Annotated in this window: 15 protein-coding genes and 1 CRISPR repeat array; of the genes, 5 read left to right on the top strand and 10 right to left on the bottom strand. The window is 35.9% G+C overall.

The window, feature by feature from the left end; all coding sequences use genetic code 11:
• Positions 1-15 precede the first annotated feature (15 nt).
• From WJM97_RS18330 to WJM97_RS18295, 8 genes are all read right to left on the bottom strand, one after another.
• Positions 16-642 (bottom strand): hypothetical protein, encoded by a 627-nt coding sequence (locus WJM97_RS18330; protein WP_353930216.1) that lies wholly within the window; start codon positions 640-642, stop codon positions 16-18.
• A 14-nt stretch (positions 643-656) separates the two neighbouring features.
• Complete coding sequence (csx7, locus tag WJM97_RS18325) at positions 657-1592, bottom strand: CRISPR-associated RAMP protein Csx7 (RefSeq protein WP_353930215.1); 936 nt, start codon at positions 1590-1592, stop codon at positions 657-659.
• Positions 1593-1671: 79 nt separating this feature from the next.
• On the bottom strand, positions 1672-2838 hold the full coding sequence (locus WJM97_RS18320; RefSeq protein ID WP_353930214.1) for a DUF1887 family CARF protein: 1167 nt from the start codon (positions 2836-2838) through the stop codon (positions 1672-1674).
• Between the two features lie 55 nt (positions 2839-2893).
• The gene (locus WJM97_RS18315; RefSeq protein ID WP_353930213.1) at positions 2894-3307 is read right to left on the bottom strand and encodes a hypothetical protein; all 414 of its coding nucleotides are present in this window, start codon (positions 3305-3307) and stop codon (positions 2894-2896) included.
• Positions 3304-4572 carry a CRISPR-associated RAMP protein Csx10 gene (csx10, locus tag WJM97_RS18310; RefSeq protein WP_353930212.1) on the bottom strand — a complete coding sequence of 423 codons (1269 nt, stop codon included), beginning with the start codon at positions 4570-4572 and terminating at the stop codon, positions 3304-3306. The genes WJM97_RS18315 and csx10 overlap by 4 nt, the downstream gene beginning before the upstream one ends.
• A complete protein-coding gene (locus tag WJM97_RS18305; RefSeq protein WP_353930211.1) occupies positions 4569-5324 on the bottom strand; it encodes an RAMP superfamily CRISPR-associated protein in 756 nt (251 codons plus the stop codon). The genes csx10 and WJM97_RS18305 overlap by 4 nt, the downstream gene beginning before the upstream one ends.
• Positions 5321-7594 (bottom strand): type III-B CRISPR-associated protein Cas10/Cmr2, encoded by a 2274-nt coding sequence (gene cas10, locus WJM97_RS18300; RefSeq protein WP_353930210.1) that lies wholly within the window; start codon positions 7592-7594, stop codon positions 5321-5323. Before cas10 ends, WJM97_RS18305 begins: the two co-directional genes overlap by 4 nt.
• A 49-nt stretch (positions 7595-7643) precedes the next feature.
• Positions 7644-7949, bottom strand: a complete 306-nt coding sequence (locus tag WJM97_RS18295; protein WP_353930209.1) for a CRISPR-associated protein Csx3 — start codon at positions 7947-7949, stop codon at positions 7644-7646.
• Between the two features lie 475 nt (positions 7950-8424).
• A CRISPR array of direct repeats spans positions 8425-8831; the repeat unit is 37 nt; unit sequence GTTTCCACACATCTAATCCCCGCAAGGGGACTGAAAC.
• A gap of 42 nt (positions 8832-8873) precedes the next feature.
• On the opposite strand from WJM97_RS18295, the gene cas6 reads away from it, so the two are divergent.
• The 5 genes from cas6 (at position 8874) to WJM97_RS18270 (ending at position 17267) form a co-directional block, all read left to right on the top strand.
• Entirely contained in the window at positions 8874-10016 is a 1143-nt protein-coding gene (gene cas6 / locus WJM97_RS18290; protein WP_353930208.1) for a CRISPR-associated endoribonuclease Cas6, read from the top strand.
• Positions 10017-10229: 213 nt separating this feature from the next.
• Complete coding sequence (locus WJM97_RS18285) at positions 10230-11342, top strand: ferrochelatase (protein WP_353930207.1); 1113 nt, start codon at positions 10230-10232, stop codon at positions 11340-11342.
• Positions 11343-11987: 645 nt separating this feature from the next.
• Positions 11988-12551, top strand: a complete 564-nt coding sequence (locus WJM97_RS18280; RefSeq protein ID WP_353930206.1) for a hypothetical protein — start codon at positions 11988-11990, stop codon at positions 12549-12551.
• 99 nt (positions 12552-12650) lie between these two features.
• Complete coding sequence (locus WJM97_RS18275; RefSeq protein ID WP_353930205.1) at positions 12651-13898, top strand: MFS transporter; 1248 nt, start codon at positions 12651-12653, stop codon at positions 13896-13898.
• Positions 13899-14471: 573 nt separating this feature from the next.
• The gene (locus WJM97_RS18270) at positions 14472-17267 is read left to right on the top strand and encodes a cation-transporting P-type ATPase (RefSeq protein WP_353930204.1); all 2796 of its coding nucleotides are present in this window, start codon (positions 14472-14474) and stop codon (positions 17265-17267) included.
• Positions 17268-17549: 282 nt separating this feature from the next.
• Here the strand turns inward: WJM97_RS18270 and WJM97_RS18265 are convergent, their stop codons facing one another.
• Together WJM97_RS18265 and lptB are read right to left on the bottom strand one after the other, a co-directional pair.
• Positions 17550-18725 (bottom strand): LptF/LptG family permease, encoded by a 1176-nt coding sequence (locus tag WJM97_RS18265; RefSeq protein ID WP_353930203.1) that lies wholly within the window; start codon positions 18723-18725, stop codon positions 17550-17552.
• Between the two features lie 93 nt (positions 18726-18818).
• Positions 18819-19547: an LPS export ABC transporter ATP-binding protein gene (lptB, locus tag WJM97_RS18260; protein WP_353930202.1), complete on the bottom strand. Its 729-nt coding sequence runs from the start codon at positions 19545-19547 to the stop codon at positions 18819-18821.
• Between the last annotated feature and the right edge of the window lie 79 nt (positions 19548-19626).

Raw genomic sequence — 19626 nt, 5'->3', positions numbered from 1 at the left:
TTAATTCAGGTAAAGTTAAGCAGCAGATAAAACTAAATTATTCAACTGTAATTCAGATTGTTGAAATACAAAATTAACAGCAGCAAACAATTTAGCTAATTCATAGATAGTAAAAGGAGTCATATTTTTAGTGAATTGATTATCTTCTAGTTTTCCAAACTGCCATGTTGCACCATTAGAAACAATACCAAAAATAATGATTTGATATTCGCTGTTTAATCTTTGAGCAGCAATCATTTCCGCTAAACATTGTGACCAACCTCCCTCAAAATTATCCTGTTTTGCTTCTACTAAAATAAAGTAGGGTTTGTCAAAAACAACTTTACCTAAAGGAGAACGTTTAGCTAAAATATATTCAGGAAATCCTGATAATTTTTCATCATAATTTAATGATTGGTGACTCCATAAAATAAAATGTTGACGGTAGATTTTCCAAACTTCTTTGAGAACAGGATAAATGAGATTTTCACAGATGGCAAATTCTGAATTATCTACGACAGCATCGCGCATCATTAATTCTAAATCTTCACGGAAATAGTCAGAAATATTAAAAGCAATTTCGCTAATAAAATTAGCTTCTGTGTAGGTAACTTGGAAAGCTTTGAGGACTTCACCAATGGTTTTGTAATTACTGAAAGCCATTTTCCACCTCTTCACTATTGTGCTTGGGTTGCGGTTGTAGAATTATTGGATATATTATCTGTCAAGTGCTTGATGAGTTCTTGAGTCCAAATATCTTTGAAACCTTTACCTTCTTGATAAGTAGGTAATTGATCTCCTACTTTACTATTAACTAATTCTTGTAAATATGTTAACAATTTTTCAGGATCATTCTCAACATCAAGCCACCACATTTTATCTACTTCTAGTTTAACAACTCCCAAACCGCGAGAACGTCCACCACCAAGAGGAATTTGTTCGGTTTCAAATTGATGTAACCCAATCATCAATAGTCCCAGTTCGCAACTTTTGGCATTTTCAACTACTGCACGGAATTCAAATTGTGTTCCTGCTGGTACTACTTGAAAATCATAGAGTTTGCCGTCTGCTGCTGTTTCTGTATCTCGGTCAATTGATACTCCATCCCGTTCTTGATATTGTCCAAACCAGCTATTATCTACTACGGTTAAGTCGCGGACTTGGAACTTACTTGCTATCCAAGGTGAACCGAAAAGACGAGAGATTAAATCTGTTTTTTTGATAATTTCTTCTGTAAGTCTCTCATCAGCTTTAATATTTTTTTGTTCATCATTTTTTAGTTCATCTTCAATTTCTTGTTTGATAGTATCTAACCCTTTCTTAATAATGTTTCCTTGTTTGTCTTTTATTGTTTTAGATGGAATAGACCATTCTTCCTCAATTGCTGGGTTAGCTGCAAATTTATCATCAATTCCTCTGAGGAAACTTTCAAGACGGGATCTTAATGCACCTTTAAAACTTGAACCAGGGATTAATGGTTGTCCTAATGCGTCTTTGATGACGGGTAAATCTGTACCGATAGGTTCGGTTGAACGTCCTTGACTAATTCTTAATGCGGTGATTGTTGTTAGTTTTCCTGTGATTTCTAGGCGGTTTTTGAATGTGTCAAACATGGGTGATTTCGTAATATATTCTGATGCTTTTTAATCAAGTGATAACTATGAAAGACGTAATAATATATTCATTTTTTATTTAACGTCTAGGATATGTAGGATTTTGCATTTCATCTGTCAAAATTTTATTTATATCAGTCAATTGATTACCTGATACAAGAACGATTCTATTATTTTTTGCTTGGTTGACAAACTTTTCATCTAATTCACATTCACTAGTAATAAATAATTTTATACAATAATTTCCTCCTAATTTTTCCGCTTTTGAATTAAGAATGGATAAATCATCAGAATCTAGCTTTTGACCAGTTTTGCATTCACAAATCATTGCGTTAGCATTGTTTACACAAAATACATCTACTTCACCTCTATAGTTGTCAAGTTCAACCCCCATTTCAACAGAATCAAATTTACACTGTTTAGCTGAATAGTATGTAAATATTTCTAACCAGTTACCTTTTAAAAAGGCATAATTCTCTTTCGTTTCGAGTTTAAAATTAATATTTTTGCTAGATATTTGAAGATTATTAATTATTTTAAATTCTTCTAATTTTTTTAGAAATAATTCTAGTTTTTCACTAGATAACTCTAATTTTGATAATTCCTTTTCAGATATTTTTACTCCCTTTGGAGGTCTAATATCTTCACCTGCAATACGACGAATTAAAGAAAGTATTTGAACTGAATATTCGATATGATCTACAATATATTCTAGTAATGCTTCTAAATTATTATTATTTTCATATTTCTTGTTTTTTTTGAAAATGTTAAACCCATACATAGCAATATAGTTTTCTACAGTTAATCGCTTGTTAAAAGGTAAAGTTTGACTACCAAAAACTAATGGTATAATCTGCGATTTGTCAGTATTAACACTAAATACTAATATATCTTTATATTTTTTCTGAACATAACTATAGACTGAAATAGCCATAGTTTGAGGAACTGATGTTAAATTTACATATTTTATCTCTACTACATCTTGACAAAGCTTTTCGACAGTAAGATATACTTGATCAAAGTTATTTGGATCAACGCTTTTTAGATCATTTTCATTATTATAAAATAAATCTTGACGTTCTTGTTTTATAACAGTTTCTACATTTTTTTGATACTGTAAATATTGCTCTCCCTCACACAGTAAAAATTTTATTTTATCAACATCATTAAGAAACTGAAGGACTCCTGTAATTGCTGGAACAGCACTACGTCCTCCAATTAATACTAGCATTACTTTTTCTGACATATCTCAACACCCTAATTTATTGAATTTGATTATTAATTGAAAAGTTGACAGCAATTTAAGCTGCATTTCCATCTTTCTTATATTTCAAATAACGCGCACCATAACCTAAATAACGACGGATTAAGTCTAACCAAATAGGTTTAAAATCAGCTTCACAACATTCACCAATGATTTTAGCAGCTTTCTTGATGTTATGATCAATATCATCAATTATTTGAGCAGCTAAAGAACCTTCACCTCTTCCCCATTTCTTATCTCGTCCCACTTGATAATTAAGAAAGTTTTTAATTACTTCTGCACTATCTGTAGTGTCAGCAACACGCACTAAATTACGAAATTGCGATGGTTCTAAATCTTCATATGTTGTCTTATCTAAAGCATCTTGAATCCAAATAACTAAATCATCTTCTGCTTGACGAATACCTTTTTGAATTTTTAATTGTTTGTGTTGTTCTGAAAAATCGTTCATACTGCTTCCTCTCTCATTACTAAATGAAACTCATTACAAATTTGCACCTGTCCAAAACCTTCAGAAGTTCTTTCACCAACTCCTGTTAATTCTAATTTATCTAAAGCTGAATACCATTTTTCCCGATGTGAGGTACTAAATAAGTAAACACCACCTTTATCAGTTACTAATTCTATATCTTTCATTAACCCCCAAGCAGCATTCCAACCAGAACGATAGTCATAACTACTGTAAGCAGCATGAAGTTCTAAAGATGAATCATCTACTCCTGTAAATTGTTGTAGCATAGCTGGAGAAATTACCGTTGTGCGTCGCCAATTTTCAGTTAATATTGCATCTGCTTGTAAATCTAATGTAAAATAAGTTCTTTGCGGGAACTCTTTAATTGCATTACCAAAAATTGACCATTGTTTCCAACGTTTACACAATTTAGAGTTAAATAATTCTATTTTTTCTTGAATATTGTTTGTAAACTCTCCTATTTCCGCATTAATTTCTACTTTTCCTAAACCTCGTGAAGTTGAACCTCCTAAACGAAAATTAAATGAATTTCTATCAATAAACTCCCAGAGTAAATGTGATAAATTATCTGGAACAATTATAGAGGATATATAACTAACAGGTTTAGGCTTTTTCCCTTTTGATTCTGACTCATTCAAAACTTCAATGCTATACAAAATTTCTTCTTCTGATGTTGCACGTCTTCTATTTATTCCTACCTTAGTTAATAAACGTTTTTGAGATGAAATTTTATAGTATTTATCATTAAATACACTATAAAAAGTAATTCCTGGTGAATCTACTCTACCTCCATCATTAGGACAATTTGTTTCGTATGCGAAACCATACAAATCTGCACAAAATCTATCAATAATAGTGTCAAAAACTCCTTTTTCATTTCCATTTTCTTCAGTTTTGAAACCTGGGTTGGTCTTTGAACTTAAAGCAGTAGTTGGTAATATTTTTACTTCTTCTTCTGATTTAAAATCATCTTTTTGATGTTTACTTTTAACTTTGCGAATATTAGGATAAGCATTTTGAAAAATAGCAGGTTCATCACCTAAAAATAAAGCCTGAAAATCACCACCATTTTCACTTAAATCACTAAACTGTTGACCTGACTGCTTTAAAATTTCACCCGCAACCGCACCACGAATTACACTACCAGGAATATAATCTTCACATTCACTAATAGAACCACCTGGTTTTTGTCGAGAAATTGCTAAAGGAGATAAGGCTTTAATTTGTAATTCAATTCTTTTCATTTTATCTCACCCCTTCCTAAAAACTGCAAAATTTCTGTTAAATTCATATTTTTAACTTCATTTTCTAACTCGTCTAATTGCCAATGTAACCAACCTAAACCAGCAGATTTACTACCACCTAAAGCATAAATTTGTTTCAAACCTATCAAAATTAAAACCTTTGCATAATCTGGTATTTCTGGTTTCCAACTCCGTTGAATATGTATCTGTCCCTGAAATTTAAGTTTTGCATTTGCTGGTGAAGTCTCTAAAAAATAAAGTTTCTTTTCTTCTCCAGTCCAACGACGACGGTTGATAGTTACACCAGGACGGATAACTTCTGGTAAATTTTCTGGTTCTTCTGTATATATCAAATCATCAAAAATCACCCTTGATGGTAAAATAGGATCACCAAAAATCTGACTAATTAAACAATGATATGTGTTGTCATATCCCGGTATTTCATATTCAGAACGTTTAAATTTATCAGGTGCATTATCTCTCCTAATTACCATTCTTCCCGCATTAGGAGATTCAGAAACTCCCCAATTTAAACCTCTTAGTATTTTTTCGCATTCATGACGCACTCTTCCTTTAATTTGTGAACCAGGAATTAATAAATTACTTTCTGAATTACGGACAATAGGTTTATCTGCTAAAGAACCTGATGAACCTCCCGCACCTACACATAAAGCTGAATCAATTATGGCAGTAATTGTGTAAGTTTTAATTTGCCTATTATTATTTTCTATTAATGTTTGAAGTTGTATCATGGTTTAGTTTCCTGTTCTAATTTTTCTAGAGATTTAGTATCTGCAAATTTGATTAAACCAAATAAATCTACCATTTCTCTCCAGATAGTTTCATATTTACTTTCTTCCTTTGAATCTTCTTTAATATCACACATCCAAGGTGCAATATTACCGTTATTAGTTTTTGCAGGACACCATAAATCTTCAAAGTTTTCTTTAAGTAAATGTCCTTTGTTTAACCGATAACGAAAATAATAATAATTTAAACTTGCTGTTCGTCTACCCTGTGCTAAAAAACTCCGAATTTGATAAAGTTGAGATTTGGGAAACTCTGTTTTTTGCAATGCTTGAATAGATTGAAAAAATCTCTCTAACTCAGGTAATGTGTAAGGTGCAGCATATAATTTAAGTTTAAGTTTATCAAAAGTTAAAGCTTTTTTACGAAATTCTTCTATACTTGAGGAAATCATAGTTACTGATTTCATGGTGAAAAAATCAACTGTACCACCATAAAAACCCTTTTCTTTTAAGGATTTTGCATATTTTTTAGCAGATTTCATTAATTGTTCTGTCAAATCTTCTGCATAATAAATTGGTGTATTGTAAGCAGTAATTAAAACACCGCTAGACATACTCAAACTACATTGTTTATTTCCTGAAATTTGTTTAGCAAAGCGATGAATTTTATTAGTTTCAGATATTTTACCCTTGACTTCGTAACCATCTTTTATTTCAACCTCTGGTATTTGAATTTCACGCAAAAGTATTTTTTCAAAACTTTCACCAATCATTTTGGCAATTTGTAAAGCTTTGTCAGCAGGGACTATTAATAAAATATCATCTCCACCAATTGTAAGAATTTCAAAGGGATGTATGAAATCGCCATTTTTTAATTTTGATTTTGATTCATCAATTCCTTGTAATTGACGCGGGTGTAAATTTTCAGCTAATGTGAGAAAAACTGCATATCTGGTTGCATTATCTACGTCTTGACTAAAATTCTGGTATTTTTGAGGAGTGCGAATTTTTTGAATTGCACCACCCATGTTATTACCATCTGCATAAATATAAGCAATATATCCATTACTTACTTTACCCAAATGTGTTAAAGATTCAGCTATTTTAACGTTTTCTAAATTAGAACCATCAGTATATTTTTGTTCCCTATAATCATCGTTTTTTAAAAATTTCTCAAATCTTTGTATCCAACCATCATCTATGGGATTTTCTCCCTCTTTATACCAATCACTTTCTTGAGATTCTCGGTTTTTCATTCTATCACTAAATTTACGCTTAATGGCAGAGGATTCAGAATAATATGGTTTTCCAGGAATATCATTTGCTTGAGTAATTGCAGAGCGTTTTTCTGTTTCGTCTCTCCTTAAATAAGGATGTGTTTCAAACATGGGGGGATAACGACGAGTAGGACGATTTCTTATATCGTTACCGCTACGACGTTGATTAAATAAAATAGCTAGTTTTGTTGTTAATTCATTAAAACTTTTGCGGTTTTTAAAGTTCTCTTCTATGTTTGAACTTTCCTCAAGTTTACCAAAATATGATTCTACTAATTCATCTTTATAAGTTTCTTGATACTGTTCCAACCAAAAAGTATCTTCTATGTTATCTCTGAGTAATCCAAATTTAATTTCTAGTAATCTAAATGTTTCACCAACTGCACAGGAGTTAGCTGTTAATGTTCTATATGTATAACGTTTTTCGATGATATTTGCTAAGTCATCAACAAAAGCAGCAGGACAAAAAGCTAAAATATTACCACCGCAGGAATAAATTATTAATTCTGGTATTAGTGCTTCTAATAAATTTCTATCTTCCGTGTTACTTTCTAACCATTTTCTAACATCTTGATGATAAAATCTATATAGATTTGATTCTGTAGGTTTATTAAAAAATGCAGGTAAATCAATTACGTTAATTTGGTCTAAAAGTCCAGAAGCACCACGAATATCAGGAAGTTTCTCAGATTCAAAAACATAGCTTTTAACCTTGGTCACACCACCATAAACCAAACCAATTTTAGTATTTTGATTCCATAAATTAGAATATTTCTGCTTTAACTCATCCAGAGTTTTTGGAAAATCATCATCTGAAATAGCTTCTAATTCCCTAACCTGTTCAACAATTTCCTTAACCGCTTCTGGTACTTCTCCCCCATTCCTCAAACCATCACACATTTGTTGCAAAATAGAAACATCAAACTGCGGTTGACGTTCACTACCCCAAGCCAAACACCATGCGATGGCAATATTAACAGAATTCATCTTATCCATGTCTAAATTCTCCTGAAACTAACCCCACCAAAACCCTAACTAAAAGATTTTAATCAATCAAGTCTCCCAGTTTATATGCAGGATTGTGTGTGATACAAATCACGTATTTACCTATTTTCGGATCAAAAAAGCCAATAGCTCCGTAAATGTGGGCTAACTTATGTGCCAACACAAAAGCCACAGGTATGGAAATCGGTCCATTAATCCTCAGTAATGGGCCTCCACTGAGTTCCCCCGATTTTGCCATTTCCTCTAACCGCGCAGCAGCATCTTTGACAATTTGATCATTTTGTGCAGGTTCACCAAAACTCACCCGCAAAATATCGTTTTTAAACTCAATATTATAAGTAGTCATCGCTTTACCTATTGTGCAACTATCACATCATACATGGTACTGGCAGCAGCCTATTCCAGATTAGTCTAATATGTACAATTAATTTTGCATGGGTACTTATCACACACGAAAAAGTTTTCAAACAACCTGTTAGATGAAATCCTGCAAAAACGATTGATATTGTCAAGGAGATAGGACTTTATCCGATTTAATTGACTAAGTTGGTCAATCTAATACTTAAATATTTGTAATACAGTAAATCTTGACAAGTAAGTTGCTAAATTTTACTCTTATATAAAGACAAATTTGGCAAACCTAGAGCGGGGTCGAAAACCCTGGGGAATCCGCCAAATCGCCAGAACCTTGACAATTCAATACTTTCAGCGTTTCATTAGTTTCGGTTGGCAGTTGACCCAAAGCCCGAAATGAAATTTTTTAAGAGGTCTGCCAAAATCGTTTCTGGATTCCGCCCCCAGACTGTGTTTCAGATGGCGGGGTTTCCACACATCTAATCCCCGCAAGGGGACTGAAACTTTAACTCGTAGGGGAACAATAGTTTTATCAGTTTGTTTCCACACATCTAATCCCCGCAAGGGGACTGAAACAGGAAAATCTATTATTCTTTCCATCCCATAATTTTGTTTCCACACATCTAATCCCCGCAAGGGGACTGAAACTTAATGCCGTCGCTACCAATTAATCGCTCTGCTTTAGTTTCCACACATCTAATCCCCGCAAGGGGACTGAAACAATTGATATAGTATATTGAGCTTTGTCTGCTCAACAGATGTTTCCACACATCTAATCCCCGCAAGGGGACTGAAACTTTGAAGTTGTGGAAGTTCTTGTAATATCTGCGCCTGTGTGTTTCCACAAATCTAATCCCCGCAAGGGGACTAAAAAGTTGTAAAATAGTAAGGATAAATAATGTAGCATCAAAGAGAAATGCCAAAAACAGCTACATCTAGCAAACGCAAAACCCCATCAAAAAATACCCCTTTAGCATGGGCAAAAAATACCGAATTAATTGGTTTAGCCTTTGACCTAGAAGTAACCAATTCCACATCTCTATACTCACAATATACCATTGGACTTCATGCTTGGTTTTTAGACCAGGTGCGGCAAATTAACCCAGACCTCTCAGCATATTTACATGATGGTGAATCAGAAAAACCCTTTAACATTTCCGCACTAGAAGGTCAACTACTTCCCACCGGAAAACAACTACAACTACAAACAAACTATACTTATCGTTGGCAGATAAACGCAATTTCTCAACCAGTAGTTGAGTTCCTGAGTCAGTGGTTAACCCAACTTCCACCCATTCTAAAATTACAGGATACTTCCTTACAAATAAAATATGTAAACATTGTTCATCCACCAACTACCTATACTCAACTACTACAATCATCCATAAAAAACCACAGAAATATTAATCTAAGTTTTATTTCTCCGACAAGTTTTCGACGCAAAGGACATCATTTCCCCCTTCCAGTTCCCATTAATCTTTTCCATAGTTATCTGAGACGCTGGAATGATTTTTCCGGAATTCCCATCGAACAGGACTCCTTTCTGAACTGGATAGATGAAAACGTCATCATTCACAAACATCATTTAAAATCCCTTAAAGTTGCTGCTGGTAAACGTGGTTCTGTCACCGGTTTTACAGGTGCAATTTCTTTAGGTTTGAATAAACAAGCTGTAGCTAATGTTGAATTTACCCAATTATTTTATGCCTTACTTCAACTTGCACCTTACAGTGGAACAGGTCACAAAACCACCTTTGGACTAGGACAAACCAGCTTAGATTGGGTAGAACCAGAATCAAAAATATCCACTGAAATTATCAATAACCTCTTACCAGAACGCATTGAAGAATTAACAGCAATATTTACAGCACAACGGAAACGCAAAGGAGGAGAACGCACCGAAAAAATTGCTACAACCTGGGCAACTATTTTAGCAAGGCGGGAAATGGGAGAATCCTTACAAGTAATAGCCCAAGATTTAGAAATACCTTACACCACTGCAAAAACCTATGTCAAATTGGCACGTCGAAAACTTAATAATACCCATTCAAATGTTTAAGGCGTAGAAATCATTCAAACACCCTCTTAACGACAGAACAACAATTAGAACAACGACCTATTTAACCTCCTTGTATCAGGATTGTTAACTTTTAGTAGTAAGATGTATATTTTTATGTTTATCTCTATCCTATCCCCCTGCTAGGGATAATAATAAACCAGTACGGGGAATAATTCAGATATTCCCCACTTTGGTTATATTGAGGAAATTATTGTGGTTGCAACTCCAGAAAAACTACAACATACTCATGAGCATCTACCCAACCAAGACCGTGTAGCTGTATTGCTAATGGGTTACGGTGAAGTCGAAAGCTATGAAGATTTTGCTAATTATAATGAGCAGGCTTTAAATCTCCTGACTGCTAAATTTGCACCTGTACCAACTTGGATTTATCCCCCTCTGGCTAAACTTTTGGCGTTATTTGATCGTCATGAATGGGGACACACACATCATGATTTTATTTCTCCCCACAACGCCATTTTTGAACAGCAACGGGCAGGAATTGAACACGAATTACAACATAAATGGGGTGATGGTGTTCAAGTTTTCAAGGCTTTTAACTTTTGCGCTCCTTTTTTACCCAATCAGGTTTTAGCTGAAATTAAAGATCAAGGTTTTGAAAAAATCTTAATTTATCCACTTTTGGTTGTAGATTCTATTTTTACAAGTGGTATTGCCATTGAGCAAGTTAATAATGGTCTAACTGAATTAGCTAATGGTAATGAACATTGGTTAAAAGGAATACGTTATATTCCTTCTTTTTACAATGAGCCAGAATATATTAATTTAATGGCGCAGTTGGTAGAAGAAAAAATTAATTCTGATTTAGCAGATGCCTATTTACCTTCACAAATTGGCATCATATTAATGAATCATGGTTGTCCACACAAAGCCAAAGGTTTTACATCAGGAATTGATGAAAGTCAGGCACTTTATGAATTAGTTAGAGAGAAGTTAATTAATCGTTATCCTTTAATTTCTGTGGGTTGGTTAAACCACGATACACCACTGATTGAATGGACTCAACCCAATGCAACCCAAGCAGCCAATAATTTGATTCAATTGGGTGCAAAAGTAATCATGTTTATGCCCATTGGTTTTGCTACCGAAAATCATGAAACCTTGTTAGATGTACATCACATTATTCATGATTTAGAAAAACAACATTCTGGTGTAGATTATTTACAAATGGCTTGTGTAAATGATGATCCTCGCTTTTTAGATATGGCTGCCGAATGGGCAAATTCTCATATTGCAGAGTTGATGCAAGCAGAAGCTAAGGAAGTTAATCGTGAGTTAGCAATACATCATCACCATCATCATTAATTAGGGCTTGCTGAATAAATCTCAAAACATTACAGGTAAACGATTTTAGCGATTTTGACTTTCAAAAAATGCAAGCTTTGATGAGGTGAGAACTGAAAAACCTTGCATTTAATTCCTGCTTCAAGGAAAAATAGTTCCCATCCAACTCTTGAAACTGTCACCTGTCACCTGTCACCTGTCACCTGTCTCCACGACAAGACTTTATCAGCAAACCCTAATTAGGTAATCGGTAATGGGTAAAAGAAGAATCACTTCTGGCCTGTTACCTTTTGCTTTTTAGTACCTGTGTTATATTTGGGTGTTAATCTGGAACTAACTACAATTGAAGATGAGCTAGTTGAATTGTCAGGTGTTTTGATAGGATTGAGAATAGTTTGCAAATCTTAGGTTGGGTATTGCAGTTAAGGAAATATTATTATCATAATTCGGGTGTACCTATGGGGGAAATTACCGTTCCCACAAAAGAAGTTAAATATTTAAATATTACTTAAAAATTAACAAATAACTGCAAAAATACTACAATAGATTTCTCTTAATTTGTTTATTCCTGCGTGCTTTGACTCTTTTGCAACTTAGCACGAAATCTTCATCAAAATGTTGTTAATTCATCCACAAATAATTCTTAATCCTCAACCATAATAGCTAATGAACATTATTATTTGCCCAGGTATTAATGAGATAGAATTAACCAATAGCTTTGTGAAAGAGTTGTCAAACTTTGATGTGGAGAGAAGTGTTGACAAGTCAATAAATATACTGGTTTTCCCTGAAAAGGGTATTCTAACTTTATCTGCATTCCATATTTTACGGTTTTTAGGCGATCGCTTAGGTAATAAACTAGAATCCCCTGTGATTTTCATTAGCTTTAGTGCTGGTGTGGTTGGGGCGATCGCCGCTGCTACAATATGGCAACTTCAAAGAGGTAACGTCACAGCCTTGATCGCCATAGATGGCTGGGGAGTACCACTAGCAGGTAGTTTTCCTATTCACCGCCTCAGTCATGATTATTTTACCCATTGGACTTCTGTTATTTTAGGTAGTGGGGGAGACAATTTTTATGCAGATCCACCAGTTGATCATTTATCAATGTGGCGATCGCCCCAAAAAGTACAAGGCTATTGGATCAACCCATTAACTCAGTTTTCCCAGCCCCAAAAATACCTAAATGCCTCTGAATTCCTGCATTTGGTATTAAAACGCTATAAATAAAAAAAATAGCTATACAAAGGAGACTGGAGGCTCGAAAATAGCGACTGGGTAAAAATTTTAACCAATCACCAATCACCAATCACCAATCACCAATCTCCGATGTTTCCCACTGAACCGACTCCTATTAATAACGGCTTTGGCGCACTGCTAAAAAACCGTAACTTTATGCTCCTGTGGATCGGGCAACTGATATCCCAACTAGCTGATAAAGTTTTATTGATCTTAATGATTGACTTGCTAGGAAAAAAATATCTACCAGCCAGTTTATCAGAAGGCACAGGACGCTTCTACCTATACATGGCATTTACCCTACCAGCAATTTTCTTTGGTTCTGCTGGCGGAGTCATTGTTGACAGAATGCCCAAAAAACTGATTATGGTTGGTTCTGATTTTGTCCGTGGACTATTAACACTGAGTATAGCTTTCTTACCCAGGCAGCTAGGCATACTACTAGCCATGAATTTTGGCATCTCCACTGTCACACAGTTTTTTGCTCCAGCAGAACAGGCTACTATTCCTCTGATGGTAAAAAAAGAATCCTTAATGGCTGCCAATGCCCTATTTAGCAGTACCATGATGGCAGCATTAATTGTTGGTTATGCCATAGGAACACCGATTTTAGATTGGGCTGAACATATTAATTTTGACTTTGGTAAAGAATTCCTAGTAGGTGGTTTTTATCTATTATCAGCAATCATCATGCTACCAATTAGGTTTAAAGAACACAGACAAACCTCAGTAGTTAACCCCATCACTGAATTTTTGCAAGGTTGGCAATATCTGAAAAAAAACCGCCTCATCTGGAATGCAATGTTGCAAATAGTGGTGTTGTACTGTGTGTTTGCTGCTCTCTTAGAATTGGCAATTAGACTAGCTGCCAGACTCAACCTAGAACAAACAGATTTTAGCTTCTTCGTTGCTGCTGCTGGGGTGGGAATGGTTTTAGGAGCAGGAATTATCGGACATTTTAGTCATAAATTACATCGTAAGCCCTTGCCCTTTATTGGTTTTATGTTTATGGCATTAGCTCTAGGATTGTTTATTGTTACTAATAGCCTGTTTCTAGTGCTGGGACTTTGCATTTTCTTAGGTTTAGGGGCAGCCTTAATTAACGTACCCATGCAAACTTTAATCCAACAAAATACACCCCCAGCCATGCACGGCAAGGTGTTTGGTTTTCAAAATCATGCCATTAATATTGCTCTTTCTGCACCTCTGTTAATCACAACTAAGCTAGTCAACGCCTTTGGTTTATCAATTGTTCTCTTTGGCATGAGTCTCACTGTGGGAGTTGTCGGTTTTTGGACTTGGCAAAATACGAGAAAAGTATTGCAAGATGTGATCTAAAACCTGTAGAATCATAATCCATCTTTATGCTGACAGATAGAGATTATTTCAGCATCTAAGGCGATTTTCTTACTAAAATGAATCCCCATTACGTAGTTATGTAAAAGCTATGGGAGGAGATTTAAAACTTGTGGCAGAATTTCCTGATAGACCTTCTGTGATTATTTCCGCATTAGGAGAATTAGAAGATGAAGATTCCATACTGAAATAATCATTTTGTCAAGTCTTAAAATATAAAATTGCTCAAAACAAATAGAGAGATTCAGAACCCTGACTTCTTTGATTAATCTTTTCGTTCACACAATTAATAATGATACAGCAGAATTCAGGAGTCAGGAGTAAAACTAGCTTGGTGTCTAGGTTTCCATTTTGATTCTGTACCTCATTGATCTGCAATCTGCTGTATATTTAGAAGTCGGGGATTTTTGACCACAAACTAAAATCCTGTACATCCTTAAATCCTGGATATCCTGATATGGCTACGCCACGCTACGCTATCAGACAATACCCCAGACAGATGAACAGGAATAACCTCAACATCTAAAATATCAAAGTCCGATTGATACCAAGGGTATGAATTCCAACTTTCATATTTGGACGCTGACACCTCCAGAAGTCTACAAGACACTAACAACAACTCCCCAAGGTATCAGCGAGACAGAAGCAAATTTAAGATTAAAAAAATTCGGTTATAACGAACTTCCCGAACCCCAAACAAGGCCTTTAATACTCCGTTTTACCGACCAATTAACCCATTTTATGGCCTTACTTTTATGGGTAGCGGGAACATTAGCTTTTATCTCTCACACAGCAGAATTAGGTTGGGCAATTTGGGCAGTAATTTGGATTAATGCTATCTTTAGTTTTTGGCAAGAATATCAAGCGGAAAAAGCCTTATCAGCCCTGAAAAAAATCTTACCTTCCCAAGCTAAAGTTTATCGAGATGGCAAGTTATCTGTAATTGCTACTCGTGAATTAGTTAGCGGCGATGTCATGCAGTTAGAAGAAGGTGATAAAATCTCCGCTGATGCCAGGCTGATTGAAAGTCAGTCTTTATATGTAGATGTCTCCATACTCACAGGGGAATCTTTACCCGTTCCCCGCATTAGCGAACCTGTCACCGCCGCTAATATCCACGCTTCCGAAGCCAGTAATTTAGTATTTGCAGGTTCTACCGTAGCTTCTGGTCGGGGACTGGCTGTAGTCTATGCCACAGGTACACATACGGAATTTGGACAAGTAGCCCATCTCACTGCCCATGTGAAACGAGAACCCAGCACTTTAGAAGTGCAGATTTCCAGGGTGGTTCACATCATTACTATCATTGCGTTGAGTATGGGGGTGGTGATATTTTTATTAACTAAGTTGTTGGTGGGAATGGAACTGAGAGAAAGTTTCATTTTTGCCATTGGCATTATTGTGGCATTTGTTCCCGAAGGTTTACTACCGACTGTGAGTTTAGCTTTAGCTATTGGTGTGAGGCGGATGGCTAAACAAAATGCTTTGGTGCGGCGTTTGTCTGCGGTGGAAAGTCTGAGTGCAACGACGGTGATTTGTACTGATAAAACTGGGACTTTGACTAAAAATGAAATGACTGCCCGCCAATTGTGGATTCCTAATACGCAGATTAATGTGACTGGGGTGGGTTATGAACCCAAGGGAGAGGTGGAAATTACCTCTAGTGAAAATCAGTCTCAGGTGCGGTTAATGTTGGCTGGTGCGGCACTTTGTAGTAATGCGCGGTTAAATCATCCCCCTAATTCTCATCAATGGCAAGCTGTGGGTGATCCTACGGAGGCGGCGTTATTGGTGGCTGCAATGAAGGCGGATTTGAAGTTGGAAGAGTTGCAGCAGCAAGCACCAAGAGTTCGGGAAATTCCTTTTGATTCACATCGGCGGATGATGACGGTTTTGTTAGCAGGAGGTTTGCCGTTAGATGATTTGGAAAATTCCCAATATTGGATTTTTACGAAGGGATCAACTTTAGATGTATTGCAACATTCGCGGTATTTATGGCATTCAGGGGAAAAGCTGGAATTGACAGAAACTCAGCGTCAGGAAGTTGTGGCGGCTAATGATCAATTGGCCAGTCAAGGTTATCGTGTGTTAGGGGTGGCGACAAGGCCAGGTGGGGAGGAGTTAAATCAGCTAGATGATAATTTGTTGGAACAGGATTTGACTTTTTTGGGATTGGTGGGGATGATTGATCCACCACGGACAGAAGTTGCCAATGCGATCGCCCTTTGTCATCGTGCCGGCATTCAAGTTACGATGATTACAGGTGATTATGGGTTAACAGCCGCTGCGATCGCCCAACGCATCGGTTTAACTAACGGTAAACCCAGAATTATCACTGGTGAACAATTAGGTCATCTTTCTGATACCCAAATACGGCAAATTCTCCACAAACACAAAACTGGCTTAGTCTTTGCCAGAGTCATCCCAGAACAAAAACTCAGGTTAGTTACAGCATATAAAAACCTTGGTCATATTGTCGCTGTCACTGGTGATGGTGTCAATGATGCCCCCGCCTTACGCGCTGCAAATATCGGTATAGCAATGGGAATTAGCGGTACAGATGTTGCCCGTGAAGCTGCGGATATTGTGCTGATAGATGATAACTTTGCAACCATCGTTTCCGCCATTGAACAGGGTAGGGCGGTTTATCAAAACATCCGCAAATTCATGACTTATATTCTCTCATCCAACATGGCGGAGTTTCTACCCTTCCTAGCAATGGTATTTCTGAAAATACCCCCAGCATTAGTAATTTTGCAGATATTAGCCATTGACTTAGGTACAGATATGTTACCTGCATTGGCATTAGGGGCAGAAAAACCAGAAGCCGGTGCCATGGAATTACCACCCCGGAAAACATCCCAAGCACTCTTAGATTTACCTTTATTACTGCGTGCTTACTGCTTTTTAGGACTGTTGGAAGGTATAGCAGGGATGGCAGGATTTTTCTTTGTTTGGTGGACAAATGGTTATAATATTCCCCAATTACAAGCACTCAGTCCCAGTATTTTATCTCACTCAGCTAATGCTGCCACAATGGCGATTTATCACCAAGCAACGACTATGACTTTAGCGGCAATTGTTGCTTGTCAAGATGGTAACGTTTTTGCCTGTCGTTCGGAACGGTTTTCTATTTTTAGGTTGGGGTTTTTTACTAACCGTTTAATTTGGTTAGGAATTGCGGTGGAATGGATTTTAATTCTTTCAATTATTTTTTCTCCTACCTTGCAAACAGTCTTTTCAACTGCACCTTTAAAATTATCTCATTGGCTGATGTTATTGTTTTGTCCACCGTTGATTTTGATGGCTGATGAATTGAGGAAAAGAGTTGTTCAGAGATTTAATCATTAAAGTTAAGTTTTTGATTAAGAGGAAGATTTTTTTCACGCAGATGCGCAGAGTTGCAGAGAGTAAGAGGTTGATTTTTTTGATTTTTCAATTTCATACTTCACATTGACTTGTGTGCAAATCCTAAATTTACTTAATATACTAAACACGAGTAGAAAATGGACTTTCACAAAACCATGAAAAACCCAGATTTGTAGGGTTTTAGCAGTGCTAAACCCCTAACTATAGAATCAAATAATTAAGCCATTTTCAGTATAAATAAACTACTCAACATCGTATTTTATCTTATCTTTTAGCCACCTTTGATAATAAAAATAAACCCACTACCAAACCGAATAAATTAGGCAACCAAGCACCGACAACAGGAGAAAGAAGTTCTGCCTGTGCTAATGCCCCAGAAACAGATAATAATAAATAGTAACTAAAAATCACAATGACACTAATCCCAAAACTTGTACCTCTTCCTGTGCGTTGGGGGATAGTTCCCATTGCTGAACCCACTAAACCAAAGATCATACAAACAAAAGGAAAAGCGATTTTTTGTTGAATACGTACCTCTAATTTCCTAATCTTTTTTTGATCACCTGCTAACTTTTCTACCTCTAATTGTTCTAAAGCTTGGGAGATATTCATTTCTCCATAGTCGCGGCTATTTTCTGCCACATTTAAAGGAGTACGCGGTAATTTTAATTGTTGATGTTCAAATTTTAAAATATTCCGATAAGAACGATCAGGTGCAACTAAATAAATTGTCCCATTATAAAAGTCCCAAACTTGATCGCCAGGATTCCATTGTGCTGATTCAGATACTAAAATTTGATTGAGTCCCTCCCGTGAACGATCAATAATAGTTAAACCTTGCATTTGTTTGCCATCAAATTGATCGGCATAAAATAACCGCGATAGAACTTTAGTTTTACTGCCATCTTCTTGTTTAATTTCTTTATATTCAGGATAGTAAATATTTTGTTGTTTAAATGAGGGTTTTTCTGATTTTAATGCCTGTTCTAAGGTGCGAGTAGCTTCATAATTTGCGGCTGGGGCAATTTGTTCATTAAATAAATAAGTCATCCCTGTGACTAAACTACTTAATAACACTGCCGTAAACACCATTCTATAAACACTTACCCCGCATCCCCGTAAAGCAATTAGTTCACTTTCACTAGATAATTTACTATAGGTCATTAAAGTCGCTAGTAAAGTAGACATGGGAAAGGAATAAACCATTACATAAGGTAATTTTAATAAAAAAACCTTGAGGGCAATTTCTAAGGGTAATCCCGATTCTACGACTTTTCTGAGTAATTCAAATAAGCTATCAATGGCTAAAACAACAGAAGTAAAAGCTCCTACTCCAAATAAAAATAAGGGTAATAATTGCATCGCCAAATAACGATCCATAATCGAAATAGGCAGCAGTGAACTCAAGCTGTAAGACGGTTTAAATTGCTTAGATACCATATCAGTTATTAGTTATTAGTTATTAGTTTTCAGGGGAAGAAAAAATTAATTCTTTATTCTTAAATTCTCCTGACTTCTCGGACTCATAAATTATTAAGCAGCAAAATTATCACCGAGATAATATTGTCTGACCAGAGGATTATTATAAAGTTCATCAGCAATACCAAAGGCGAGTATTTGACCTTCCTTCATAATGTAGGCACGATCTGTAATTGCTAGAGTTTCCCGGACATTGTGATCTGTAATTAAAATACCCATACCGCGATCGCGCAACTTAGCCACAATTTCTTGAATTTCTGAAACAGCGATGGGATCAACCCCTGCAAATGGTTCATCCAATAACAGAAATTTAGGCCCTTCCCTACCTGCTGCTAAAGCCCTAGCTAACTCGGTTCGTCGTCTTTCACCTCCAGAAAGTTGAATACCCTTACTGTGAGCAACTTTTTCCAAACGAAACTCTTTTAATAAAGTATTGAGTCTATTTGGCCATTCCCAACGAGGTACATTAGTTTGTTCCAAAACCAGCATAATATTATCTATAACGGAAAGTTGACGAAAAATGCTGGCTTCCTGAGCTAAATAACCAATACCTAATCTAGCTCGTTTGTGCATGGGCAGTTGTGTAATATCCAGATCATCCAACCACACCCTACCCTGATTGGGTTTTTCCAAGCCTGTAGCAATATAAAATGTTGTTGTTTTACCAGCACCATTCGGTCCGAGTAAACCTACCACTTCACCTTGAGCTACAGACAGATTAACACGATTAACAATTACCCGCTTACCGTAGGATTTGTGAATATTTTCTAAAAAAATCAGCATATTTAGGCTAAAAACTTTAAGTTTGTCTAGCTTTGATTATATTATCTCTAGCAAGGGTTAAGCTATCAGCAGTCAGCTA

Origin of the sequence: Okeanomitos corallinicola TIOX110 (assembly GCF_038050375.1) — a bacterium.
GTDB lineage: Bacteria > Cyanobacteriota > Cyanobacteriia > Cyanobacteriales > Nostocaceae > Okeanomitos > Okeanomitos corallinicola.
The sequence above is the reverse complement of the archived record's forward strand: the minus strand, read 5'-3'. Positions and strand labels throughout refer to the sequence as shown.